The 12,299-nt window shown below is 33.8% G+C and carries 13 protein-coding genes; 10 read left to right on the top strand and 3 right to left on the bottom strand.

Translation table 11 applies throughout. The features are described 5' to 3' along the window. The first annotated feature begins 73 nt into the window (after positions 1 to 73). The 3 genes from MHH81_RS11955 (at position 74) to MHH81_RS11945 (ending at position 3,279) form a co-directional block, all read left to right on the top strand. Positions 74 to 1,309, top strand: coding sequence for a HAMP domain-containing sensor histidine kinase (locus MHH81_RS11955; protein WP_340921455.1), 1,236 nt, complete (start codon positions 74 to 76; stop codon positions 1,307 to 1,309). Positions 1,310 to 1,633: 324 nt separating this feature from the next. Further along, positions 1,634 to 2,680 (top strand): flavin-containing monooxygenase, encoded by a 1,047-nt coding sequence (locus tag MHH81_RS11950; RefSeq protein ID WP_340921452.1) that lies wholly within the window; start codon positions 1,634 to 1,636, stop codon positions 2,678 to 2,680. Positions 2,681 to 2,733: 53 nt separating this feature from the next. Continuing rightward, positions 2,734 to 3,279 carry a GNAT family N-acetyltransferase gene (locus MHH81_RS11945; protein ID WP_340921449.1) on the top strand — a complete coding sequence of 182 codons (546 nt, stop codon included), beginning with the start codon at positions 2,734 to 2,736 and terminating at the stop codon, positions 3,277 to 3,279. 28 nt (positions 3,280 to 3,307) lie between these two features. Here the strand turns inward: MHH81_RS11945 and MHH81_RS11940 are convergent, their stop codons facing one another. Then, on the bottom strand, positions 3,308 to 3,769 hold the full coding sequence (locus MHH81_RS11940; RefSeq protein ID WP_340925233.1) for a DinB family protein: 462 nt from the start codon (positions 3,767 to 3,769) through the stop codon (positions 3,308 to 3,310). Between the two features lie 61 nt (positions 3,770 to 3,830). Beyond that, positions 3,831 to 4,604, bottom strand: a complete 774-nt coding sequence (locus MHH81_RS11935; RefSeq protein ID WP_340921446.1) for a Cof-type HAD-IIB family hydrolase — start codon at positions 4,602 to 4,604, stop codon at positions 3,831 to 3,833. Between the two features lie 468 nt (positions 4,605 to 5,072). Between MHH81_RS11935 and MHH81_RS11930 the strand changes: the two genes are divergently transcribed. The 3 genes from MHH81_RS11930 (at position 5,073) to MHH81_RS11920 (ending at position 7,539) form a co-directional block, all read left to right on the top strand. Then, a complete protein-coding gene (locus tag MHH81_RS11930) occupies positions 5,073 to 5,624 on the top strand; it encodes a GNAT family N-acetyltransferase (protein ID WP_340921444.1) in 552 nt (183 codons plus the stop codon). Between the two features lie 166 nt (positions 5,625 to 5,790). Further along, the gene (locus MHH81_RS11925) at positions 5,791 to 6,513 is read left to right on the top strand and encodes a hypothetical protein (protein WP_340921442.1); all 723 of its coding nucleotides are present in this window, start codon (positions 5,791 to 5,793) and stop codon (positions 6,511 to 6,513) included. Between the two features lie 69 nt (positions 6,514 to 6,582). After that, positions 6,583 to 7,539, top strand: coding sequence for a hypothetical protein (locus MHH81_RS11920; protein WP_340921440.1), 957 nt, complete (start codon positions 6,583 to 6,585; stop codon positions 7,537 to 7,539). A gap of 203 nt (positions 7,540 to 7,742) precedes the next feature. Here MHH81_RS11920 and MHH81_RS11915 read toward each other — a convergent pair whose 3' ends face one another. Then, entirely contained in the window at positions 7,743 to 8,072 is a 330-nt protein-coding gene (locus MHH81_RS11915) for a DUF3889 domain-containing protein (protein WP_340921438.1), read from the bottom strand. Between the two features lie 514 nt (positions 8,073 to 8,586). Between MHH81_RS11915 and MHH81_RS11910 the strand changes: the two genes are divergently transcribed. From MHH81_RS11910 to MHH81_RS11895, 4 genes are all read left to right on the top strand, one after another. Beyond that, entirely contained in the window at positions 8,587 to 9,093 is a 507-nt protein-coding gene (locus MHH81_RS11910; protein ID WP_340921435.1) for a site-2 protease family protein, read from the top strand. 737 nt (positions 9,094 to 9,830) lie between these two features. Then, a complete protein-coding gene (locus MHH81_RS11905) occupies positions 9,831 to 10,844 on the top strand; it encodes a multicopper oxidase domain-containing protein (RefSeq protein WP_340921432.1) in 1,014 nt (337 codons plus the stop codon). 15 nt (positions 10,845 to 10,859) lie between these two features. After that, positions 10,860 to 12,029 carry a ZIP family metal transporter gene (locus MHH81_RS11900; RefSeq protein ID WP_340921430.1) on the top strand — a complete coding sequence of 390 codons (1,170 nt, stop codon included), beginning with the start codon at positions 10,860 to 10,862 and terminating at the stop codon, positions 12,027 to 12,029. Positions 12,030 to 12,074: 45 nt separating this feature from the next. Continuing rightward, entirely contained in the window at positions 12,075 to 12,224 is a 150-nt protein-coding gene (locus tag MHH81_RS11895; RefSeq protein WP_340921428.1) for a helix-turn-helix domain-containing protein, read from the top strand. Positions 12,225 to 12,299: the final 75 nt, after the last annotated feature.

The following is a 12,299-nucleotide window of genomic DNA, read 5'->3' as shown; positions in this document are numbered from 1 at the left end:
CAGATGTAATATCTGTTTACCTGAAAAGATGGATTCTTCCGATACGATGAAAGAGAAAAGAGGTGGAATTCCATTGCTTGAAACTTTTTTAATCAATATTTTGTTTTTAATACTCCCAGTGCTTCTTGTTGTGATCTTTTTTGACAGTTATCAAAACAAGTTTCTGTCTTTATATATCACATTTTTCTCCTCTATTTCAATGATTTTATGTATGATTTATCCTTTTAAATTGGAAATTGGATTTATTGTTGATTTACGTTATGTACCATTCATTTTAGTGGCGCTTTATGGTGGGTATAAACGTGTATTTCCAATGTATGTGATATTAAATATTTATCGATTGCTTATTGGTGGAGAGGGTTTGCTTCAATCATTTGTTTTTTCAACAGTGATTTTTATAGCAGTGCCGATGTTAAGCAAAAAATTTACTGGATACAATACAAATAAACGAATGATGACTGGGGTCACGGTAGCCCTTATGACAATGCTGTTTTATCTACTTACACTGTTGTCCTTTTTTGATGAACTGACGAAAGAATATTGGACGCTTGCTTTTTATGCACTCACTACTCATGCAATAGTTATTGGTCTAAATCTAAGTATGATTGAAAAGATAATTTCCAATTTTAATAAAAGAGAAAATTTCCTCCGTGCAGAAAGGCTGCATGTGATGAGTGAACTTTCTGCAAGTGTTTCGCACGAAATTAGAAATCCTCTTACGGTGACGAATGGATTTTTGCAGTTATTGAAGGTATCAAAAACCATTAATCCAGAAGATAAAGTATATATAGAATTTGCATTAAAAGAGTTGGTTCGAGCGGAAACTATTTTAAATGATTATCTTGCGTTCGCTAAACCACAATCCGTACATATGGTTCACTCGAATTTGAAGGAAGAAATGGAATATGTGAAGAATGTATTGATGCCATATGCCAAATTAAATAATGTGGAAATTGTCTATCAATTTTCAAATTCCCTCATGAAAAAATATGATCAAAATCAGATGAAGCAATGTTTGATCAACTTATTGAAAAACGCCATAGAAGCAATGAAGGAAGAGGGAGGTACCCTTTCGATACGAGTATTTGAGCAAAAAAAGAATATTGTAATATGCGTGAAGGATGAAGGGATAGGGATGTCGAAAGAGGAGGTTCTTCAATTAGGGAAGCCTTATTATTCCACAAAAACAGAAGGTACTGGTCTAGGCATGCTAATGGTATTTGGGACGATTAGTAAATTAAAAGGGAAAATTGATGTACAAAGCAAAAAAAGCGAGGGAACGACATTTACTATAAAGATTCCGACCTAATTATTCAAGAGGTAATATATTTGAATCAGACTTTCAATCTGAATTTATAACAAAAATGGATGAGTTTAACTCCTAAACGTTGTTCAACTAACTGGGGCATTACTTCACTAAGGAGTAATGCCTTTTCTTGTTTAATTAATGGGATAAGTTGGTTCTTGGTCTAATGGATTGGCGTATGAAATAAGTACGAAAGTCTCTTTCTTCCGAAGCAAGTTATTATTCAGAAGTTTTTTTACAGGTGAAATTATTTACTTTAATTTATGGAAAATTAAACCTATAATTAATTGGAGGTTGAGATTTAGTAGATTTGGGGGACTAGATGATATGAAGACATATGATGTTGTTGTGGTTGGGGCAGGACAAGCTGGTATAGCTATGGGCTATTCTTTAAAACAACAAGGAATTTCCTTCGTTATTTTAGATTCACAATCAAGGGTGGGGGATTCTTGGAGAAAACGCTATGATTCTTTGGTATTGTTTACACCTCGTAAATATAGCTCATTACCTTCCTTACCTATGGATGGCTCACCGGAAGGATTTCCAACAAAAGATGAAATGGCAAATTATTTAGAGAAATATGTAACTCATTTTGATCTACCGATAAAGCTTGATACATCTGTAACGGAAGTTAATAAGAAAAAAGAGGCCTTTGAAGTATTAACCAATCACGGGGTAATGGAAGGTAAACAAGTAATTATTGCTTCTGGCGCATTTCAAAAACCTTTTATTCCTGCTGTGATAGATAATGGTAATACGGATGTGTTCCACCTTCACTCTTCTTCGTATTCCACTTCCAATCAATTACCTCAAGGTTCTGTACTAGTTGTTGGAGGTGGTAATTCAGGCACACAGATTGCGGTTGAGTTAGCACAATCAAAAGAAGTGACTTTGGCGGTAAGCCATCCATTTAAGTTTTTGCCACTTCAATTTATGGGTAAAACTATTTTTAGTTGGTTAGAATTTGTTGGTTTATTATATGCAGGAGTTGATACAAGGAAAGGAAAATGGTTTAGAAAACAAAGCGACCCAATCTTTGGCTACGAGCTCAAAAAATTAATAACTAAGGAAGAAATAAATATTAAGCCAAGGGTAGTAAATATACAAGGGAAAGCAGTAACATTTGAAGATAACAGTAAAATGAATTTCGATGTCATTATATGGTCAACTGGCTTTGTCCCTTCTTATAAATGGATTAATATTGAAGGAGTTAATACACCAAGTGGACACCCTATTCATCAGAGAGGAATAAGTCCGATTAAGGGTTTATACTTTATTGGTTTACCTTGGCAGTATCAGCGGGGGTCAGCCTTAATTTGCGGAGTGAGTAGAGATGCTGATTATTTAATCCCTTTTATTATGAGTAATTCTTGAGAGGTTCTCCTTCGTTTAAAGGGGTAAGCAATTATTTAGTGGAGGGAATAAAAATGAAAATGGATCAAAAGGAATTTAGTGTTAACGGGGTATGCTACATAGTAAGATCTGCAATTAATAAAGACGCAAAAGATTTGTCTGAAATCAGATTACAGATTGATGGAGAGACTGAAAACCTCGATAGAGAAAAAGGGGAAGGATATCTAGACACACCTGGTTTTGAGAAATTAATCAAAACCGATACGGAGAATAAGAAAAACCTTTTTCTGGTTGCCGTTATGAACGACAAGATTGTCGGATTTTCAAGATGTGAAGGAAATCTCTTGAAACGATACGCTCATAAAGTAGAATTTGGAGTCTGTGTATTAAAAGATTATTGGGGCTTCGGTATTGGAACAACCCTTTTAAAAGAATCCATTACTTGGGCGGATTCAAACAGTATTAATAAAATAACTTTAAATGTATTAGAAACAAATGACAAAGCAATAGAACTCTATAAAAAATTTGGTTTTAAAACAGAAGGCATTTTAGAAAATGACAAAATCCTGTCAGACGGTCAATATTACAACACCGTTGTTATGGGAAGATTTAATGAATGATGCTTTAAAACTAATAAGGTCAACGTTTTTAATCTAATTCTCTAAAAATAAAATCAGAAGAGACAGGTTTCAATCCTATTTCTCTAGCCCAAACAGATAATTGTCCAATATGATGAATCTCATGTGAAATGATATGTCTTAGTATTTTATCGTATGAGAGGGATCTTGTAGTACCATTCTTACTTTTAATTACCAAAATTCTATCCTCAACTTCAGAAGTATTTGATTTTATAAAGCTCTGAGTGACTGGTTGTGTTAGATTAGAAAATGCTTTAACATCGTGAATGTTTAATATTTTATTTATATCTTGCAAGAAAACAGGTGTTCCTTGCATTTGATTAACCCATATTTGTTCGCAATCAATTACATGAAATAAGTTATGTAAAATGCTTCCCATACCACCGATACGTTTTTTTGTGAGTTCTTCATTTGAAATTGTCTCACACCATTTAAACCATTCTTCTCTGATTTGCCAATTATACAGAAACATATCTATCAATCAAATCACTCCCAAGTAAATGAATAAGTTGTAAAATATCTTAAGTTAATGCTTAAATGATTCCATACTTTTTTAAGGCATAATCGATTCCGTCTTCACTTGACTTTTTAGTAACGAAATCTGCAACACTTTTTAATTTTTCATTCCCATTTCCCATGGCTACACCAAGTCCTACTAATTCCAACATGTCAATATCATTCTCTCCATCACCAAATGCGATAGCTTCTGATCTATCAATATCAAAATACTGTAAAACTTTCATAATGGCTAAAGATTTAGACACCTCTTCTTGTAATACATTTAACACGAAAGGGTGCCATCTTTTAAAGGTTAGCTGCGGAAATTTATGCATGTATTTCTCAACCGCTTCATCAGTAGCATACAAACACATTAAGTATACTTCTTGTTGAAAAATTAGTTGATTTATTGCAGGATAATCATTTAATGACAAAGTTTCCTTCAATGCTTTTAGTATTTTAATATCTTTAACCCCGTTCATGCAAAAATCTTCCGTGAAGAATGACAGTCCGTGATTCTGTACTGACGCAAATTCAACCACTTCTTGCATTAAATCTTTATCTATCGGAACTTTATGAATCACCTTTTGATCGTGCTTCACATACCCTCCATTTGCTGTGATGAAAGTATCTATTCCTATTTCTCTTATTTCTTTGCACATAGATAAAGGTCTTCCAGTAGCGGCTACCACTCTTATTCCTTTGTTTTTTAATTTTTTTATTGCTTCTTTGGTATTATTCGAAATACTTCCATCTTCATGGTGCGTAATAGTTCCATCTACATCGAAAAAAACAACTTTGTAATCCATAAAAATCCCCTTTAATAAATCAAATATAGGAAAGTATGTACCTTGTAACTATTAATAAACTTATAGTTAATCAAATACTCCGACAAATATTACCACATGCTAATACTATAAACGTGAATTTAATATCTCGCAATATTTCGAAAAATATTCTAGTGAAAATATCTGAATAAAACCACTTTTGTACTAGAAAGTAGATCGACCCAAGCGAGTTACAATAAGGCTGACTAGGGCAGACGTTACTTACTGAACTTCCAGTTGCAAGCGTTGAAGTTTTAGATATGGATTGATTGCTCTATTCCTTTATGAAAACGTAACAGGTTAGCATTAATACAATATTTTGTGTCTTGGCGCAAAAGAGCGTTGATAAATGGTTTAAATTAAGTAATGATTGAATTAGTAAATTAATAGATAATTGGCTTCAATGTTGTTTGTTTAACTCTATTAATTCATGAGAGGAGAGAGAAGTTAATGGAAAAAGAATTTCCAATAATTGAAACAAGTAGATTAATTTTAAGAGAAGTAAAAAAAGAAGATGCATTTGATATGTTTACATATCTATCGGATATAGATGTTGTGAAACCTATGGGGTTAGAACCCTTCCAAACTGTAAAAGATGCATGGGATGAAATTAACTGGTATACATCTATATACGAAGAAGGCACAGGTATTAGATGGGGGATTACACTAAAAGATTCTGGTAAGGTGATAGGAAGTTGTGGATTTCTTAATATGCTTACCAAACATTCCCGAGCTGAAATTGGATATGAATTAAGCAAAGATTACTGGGGAAAAGGGATAGCAAGTGAAGCATTGGAAGCCGTTGTTAAGTATGGTTATCATCACTATCATTTAGAACGAATTGAGGCTTTAATTGAACCTGCTAATCTTTCTTCACAAAAACTAGTAGAAAAGCAAGGATTTAAAAGAGAAGGCTTGCTGAGACATTATGAATTTACTTGTGGTAAATTCGATGATTTATATATGTACTCAATCATAAAAGAAGATTTCAATCTTATTTAATGGCTTGTTGAACTTTCGGGGCCAAGTGTTCTAAAGTAGGTCGCTGCGACAACTTTTCTTACTCGACTAAAGAAACAGTTTAGTGAAACAAGGATTTATTAAAGTTCATACTGACTTGTGTTTTTAGCTACCAATTGGGAACCTTAAGGACTAAAGGAGAGTTAGTATGATAAACAAAATTTATCCAAGTTTTTTTATACTATTGATGTTAATTATGAATTTGGAAAAGAATGATGAGAGTGAACGAGTGGTGCTCTTAAGCATACCATCCGATATATGGTATAACAGAATTTACTTAATAGCCGATAAAAAAAGCTGGATGGATTATGAAAATTTTACCGTTCAAATTGGTGACCGAGGTGAATTAGTTTATAATTTTCCCCATTGGTACCATGGAAAGTACGATCCAGCATTATATAACCTAGATATAAATGGTGACACGTTAGAAGATGTTATCATTGTGTTAAATAATGATAAAGCTAGAATTGGAAAGCCTCTTAAGGATATTCATATCCTAAATCAAATACAAGATCCGTACCGAAGATATGAAGAGGCTCCAATTGAGCCAATTAACTTGACCATGGATCGCCTTGTAAAAATAGATCAGCATGGAAATATCGTGATTATTCTTGCAGACAAAAAGGAATATAAAATTGACCTTTCCAAGTATAATTTCTCCAATCCTCGTGATCCATATGTCAGTACCGACACCATAGAATATTCTATTGGAAATGGAACATTAAAAGGAAAGATCAATGCTTATGTAGTACGTGATAACAGTGTTTATGGAGGTATTCTTGGTCATTTGATTATTGATTACTTTTGGGACGGGAAAATGTATAAAGCAAAGTCCATTACATTCAAACAGGATGAACGTGAAAACAATTAATAATCAGTACATCAGAAGATTGGTTAATGGAGGAAACAAATTTTTTTTAAAGGAGCTTGAGGTGAAGTCGTGTATATTTTAGATCAAACAAACGAATGGGATGTCGATTTAACTGAGTTCGATGTGCGAAATGAAGAAATTAAAAATCAGCGAAAAATGCTTTATGATTATTTTGTTATGAAAGCCTCTACATTGGATATATTGGTATACAATGAAGATCATCTCATAAAGAAAATGAAGAAGTTTTTTAAAAATAAACGAGTTAAAACAGACCATCATGGTAAATGTTACAAGTTCTTTTTAGATGACGTAACAAGAAGTTGGATTATAGCAAATAATATAAGTGAATGTACAAGCGTTTTATATGATGAAAATAATAAAGTGATTGCGGATATTAATAGACATGTGAAGTTTTATGAAAAAGTGAACTTACCCTGTAAGGTGATGCTGGTAAAGGACCTTCCAATTCAACTTGACTTTTATATGCTTGAAAAAGATAGAGATTGTGATGTGGATTTAAAGGTACAAGCCAAATCGTATTTTATTAGTACGGACTATGATCATATCGAGCAACTTGCTTTTGAAACAATTGAAAGCCTTTATTCTTATCCATTGTCTATCTATATTGAAACGCACGATGGAGAGCAGGATCAAATGCAAAGGGATTGGGAGAAGTATGGTGTAGAATATATAGACTCCGGGCAACGTGTGTTAACTCTCTCTTCAAAAGGAATGTATCATGCGGAAGTCCCAGGCTTCTTTTTAACAATAAAAAATACCGATGGATTAAGAGGTGTATTCGAAGAGCTATTTTACTTAGCTTATCAAAACGATACATTCATCGTGTCGCAAAATAAGCTGGAAATTCGAACTGGCCGTAATCGAATATTCAAATCAGACGATGAAATGGTATTAACATTCGATCATGATGCACAAGGGATTGTCCTATACACTGCCCAAAATTTTGAAAAAGTAAAGAGCTATTTTACAAATAATATGATTACGCACGTACAACAAGGAAGTTAGGAAACTAACCCGCTTCTTTCAATCCTTACAAAAAAAGAGACAGAATTTATGTTAAGTGGAATTATTGATATTGGTTTACAACCTTTTATATTACCAGATTGAAACGCGCGAAAAAACGTTAGTGCGTTTTGTGAAAAGTTAATTTTAACTAAAGATGTGTTGCCTTAGTTTAGAGATGTGTATTTTGCTACGACTGTGAAAGCTTATCTAGAAGTTTCTTGAAATTCAATATTAACCACTTTTTCAGTTTCGGTAATAAACTCAATTCTTACAAAAACACCGAATTCTTTGTCCCCATCTTTTAACCATAGCTTAAACTTTTCAATTGTCGAATCCTCTTTAGATTCTCTTCCTTCATGCAGGTAGTCAATAATCTTCGCATTCGGATATTTTGCTTGTGTTTCTTTCATAGCGAGCTTTCCCCACTCAGCATAAGCCGGAATTTCCTTTTGTGAAGGAGCAATAGCTGGGATATGTGTTGGTGCTAAATTAACTGTAATAAAAATTCCAAATACAATAAAGATTTTCCGCATAATAGATTTCATCTCCTTTTTTATAGGATGAGTAATTTGCTAAAAATCATTCTATACTGAATAAAATAATAGGACGGTAAACTTTTCGAAATAAGGCCTCTAACATCTGCGGAGCGAATTGACCAGTTAATGTATTTCTTTTTTAACGAAACTATTTTTCCGTTCCTATAACCCGTAAGGAAATGAACTCAAAGATTTCCTTTTCTATAGGAGAAAAATAAGCTTCCCCGGGATTCGTTTACCTATCCTCGGTTCTTTTATCTTGGCTCCTGGATGGTTTTAGATATTTTCTTTCAAATTTTTCCCATGCTTTTGACAATAGCAAATGTATTCCTCCTAAAAAAGAGGAATTATTTGTGTTTTTATCGAAAAGTAAAACTAGGCCTTAATTTGGAGAAGAATAAGTGTAATTAAAGATTTTACTTATATTTTTTGTTGTTATTTTCATAGAAAGAAGAGTTGAAATGTAAAACGCGTTTAAACCATTACTGGATATGGAAAGAGGTATAGAATATTGTCTTTATTTTATTTATTTATTTTATTCATAATCTTGCAACCAACAATTCTTTTACATGAGATTGGGCATGCAATTGGAATAATTCTATTTACTAAAGACTGTGAAGCAAATATTTTTTTAGGTAAAGCGAGCTTCGAAAACAAAATTAAATTCAGTATAGGTAGGATGCATTTTTATTTATCTTTGGGTATTGTTGGTTTTTGTTTTATGACTGATAGAGAAGCAAGTAAAAATCTTTCAAGAAAACAGTTAATGATTATTGATGCTAGTGGTCCTTTAATGTCTTTGTTTATTTTCTTAATCGCAGTGATAGCTTCACTTATACTAGGAGAGTTTCATTTTCCATTAAAAGAACTAGCACTTCTTAACATTGTTATTTTTATAACATCGGCTTGTCCCTATACATATCCATCGTGGGAGGGAGCACTTGCAGGTATGCCCTCTGATGGTTTGAGAATCTTAAGATTAGCCAGAAAACAGGATGCTTGGAAGGGGAAAGTATAGTTAATCGTATATTAATATTTCTTGGTTCTGTTAAATTGGTTGTGTGTAAAACATTAACCTGCACAAGCAAAGGCATCTTTATTATGGTTTGTATAATCGGAGGGGCTGTCCAATAAGCCCATAAATTGAAGCAGGTGTAGAAAAACGAGTCTTTTTCTACACCTGTTTTTTGCATACTTTTTATTAAACTACTATTTTTTGTAGGCAATTGATTGTAGTGGAAGACGGCGACTCCAGCGGGAATAGCAGATGTTTTCTGCAACGAAAGCGAAGCGACAGGTGCATGAGCTGAAGGCCCCGCAGGAGCGAACAAAGGAACGAAGGCTAAGAACGCCACCTCGTGTGGCAACGCCTTCGTGACCAACATCCTGTTGGCCTGAGGAGACTGAAGCCATGCCCGCGGAAAGCGTCCGTCTGGAACGGAAATCAATACATTGGAAAAGGGACCATCTCTCAGTCACTATATGACTTTAAGGACAGCCCCTTTTTTCATTTATTCTCCCTTAACAATTTCATACAAGCCCACGATGTATCTTATTCTCTAGTTGAAAATCCTTTCGTAATGGTTTTCCTATTTATCTGATGCATGACACTTAACAGTTTTTGCATCAGGATAACTTATGGAAAAAATAAATAAATAAATAAATGTATTGACAAATATTTGTCCCATCGAATAAAGTGTTATTAAATACTTTTAATTTTCCTGAAGGAAACTTTTTTGAGGGGGTAAAAAACTGATGGACAAAAGCAATTTAACAAGAAGAGACATTTTGAAGTTAGGATCTGCAGGAGTTATTGGATTAGCGGGGAGTTATTTCTTAAATACAATTTCAGGACTTACGCCCACTGTAAATGCGGCTTCACACAACAAGAATGATCACAATCACATGAATCACAGCAATAACATTGGGGATACATCAAAAACTGAAGGCTATTTAATGGCTGAAAAGTTACTTACTACGTTTGACTATGGAAAAGTGAGTACTCTACCAAATGGTCAAACATTAAGGGAATATGATGTAATTGCGATTGATAAGGAAATCGAAATTGCTAAAGGAATTAAATTTCCTGGATGGACATATAACGGAACGATTCCTGGACCGACCTTTCGTTGTACGGAGGGGGATCTTCTACGGTTTCATTTTACCAATGGTGGAAGTCATCCTCACTCCATCCATTTTCATGGAATTCACCCACCAGAAATGGATGGGCTTGATCCCATTTATCCCGGACAAAAATTCACGTATGAGTTTGAAGCAAACCCATACGGATTGCAAATTTACCATTGCCATGTCCTCCCATTAGCACGACATATTCATAAAGGATTATACGGTAATTTTATTATTGATCCAAAAAAGCCAAGAGAATCGGCAATGGAATTGAACATGGTTATGAATGGATTTGACTTAGATTTAGATGGAGAAAATGAATTTTATACAGTAAACGGATATGCAAATGCATTTATGAATCATCCTATTAAAATCAAGAAAGATCAGCTCGTCCGAATTTATTTGAGCAATTTAACTGAATACGATTTACTAAATTCTTTCCACTTACATGCTAATTATTTTACGTATTATCCAACAGGCCGAAACGATAACCCCTCACAATTTACAGATACTATCATGCAATGTCAGGGAGAACGTGGAATAATAGAAGTTCGTTTTCCTTATAAAGGGAAGTATATGTTCCATGCTCATGTAAGCGAATTTGCGGAATTGGGCTGGATGGGATTTTTCGAAGTAGAGTAAAGGAGGTCCACTAAAATGAAGGTTAAATGGTTAATTTCAGGATTAATACCTCTATTGCTACTTATAGCAGTAGTAGCATGGGTGATGGTAAATGGCGCTGGTATTGAAAAAGACCCTGCTGCACCAATAGAGGTATTAAATATTGAACGTATAAAGACAACAAATAACGGATTTGAATTATCGATTAGTAATACTGGTCCGGAGTCAATTACGCTATCACAAGTAATAGTCGATGATTCAATATGGGGTTTTAGTGTCACTCCTTCAGCAACATTTAAACGTTTTGAAAAAGGAACAGTAACCATTAATTATCCATGGGTACAAGGCGATCCACATGTAATTAAGCTTATTACCGAAAACGGGATTATTACAGAGGGTGACATTGCAGCTGCTACGCTCACTCCAGAAAGAAGTTTGAGTAATTTCCTTAATTATGGATTTATCGGTTTTTATGTAGGGGTTATTCCAATTACATTAGGATTATTATGGTATCCATTTATGAAACGTTTCTCTCGAAAATCGATTAACGCAATCCTTGCTCTTACGGTTGGATTACTTTCATTCTTATTTATTGGAACTCTGGTTGATGGTTTTGAAATTGGTGCTGAAGCCCCCTTAGTTTTACAAGGACATATGGTGGTAATTCTAGGAGCACTACTAACTTTCCTATTATTAATTGGATTTGATCAGTACCAACAAAGAAAGCAAGAAAAGAAAGTTTCTTCCCCTTTCAATATCTCTTTGTTAATGGCTGCCGGAATTGGGCTTCATAACTTTGGGGAAGGTTTAGCAATAGGTACTTCTTTTTCCCTAGGTGAAGCTGCGCTAGGAACATTTTTAATCATTGGGTTTACTCTTCACAATATTACGGAGGGTATAGGAATCGCTGCTCCTTTATTAAAAATAAAACCTCGCATTCGCGATTTCGTCTTACTTGGATTAATAGCAGGTGCTCCTGCTATCTTAGGAACTTGGTTTGGCGGATTCATTTTTTCACCGATTATCGGAGCATTGTTTTTAGGAATTGGTGCAGGTGCCATTTTACAAGTAATTTATGTAATAACTAAAATGTTAATAAACGATCATAAGAAACATTTGGAACCAACTGTTTCTTGGATGAATTTAAGTGGCTTCTCGCTTGGACTACTAATCATGTATTTAACAGCATTTTTTGTTAAATATTAAATGATTCTAGAGTGAAGAATTTGAATAGAAATCTTCTTTAAAAAAATGAGTATTGAAGTTTGGCTGTATAGTCAAGAAGATATAAGCATATTTCTTTTAGAAAAAGCTTCTGGCATCAGTTACTCAACAATCTCTAAATTATGCAACAATCCAAAAAACTTACCGAGATTTTCAACGATTGCTAAAATGAATTAAGGTTTAAAAGCGCTTGGGAAGAGTATCAATTTAGATGATTATTTTTGATAAATAATTCAATAGGATTATATTAGT

The sequence above is a fragment of the Psychrobacillus sp. FSL H8-0484 genome (assembly GCF_038005325.1).
Classification (GTDB): Bacteria; Bacillota; Bacilli; order Bacillales_A; family Planococcaceae; genus Psychrobacillus.
Note: the sequence above shows the minus strand (reverse complement) of the source record. Positions and strands in the feature narration are given on the sequence as shown.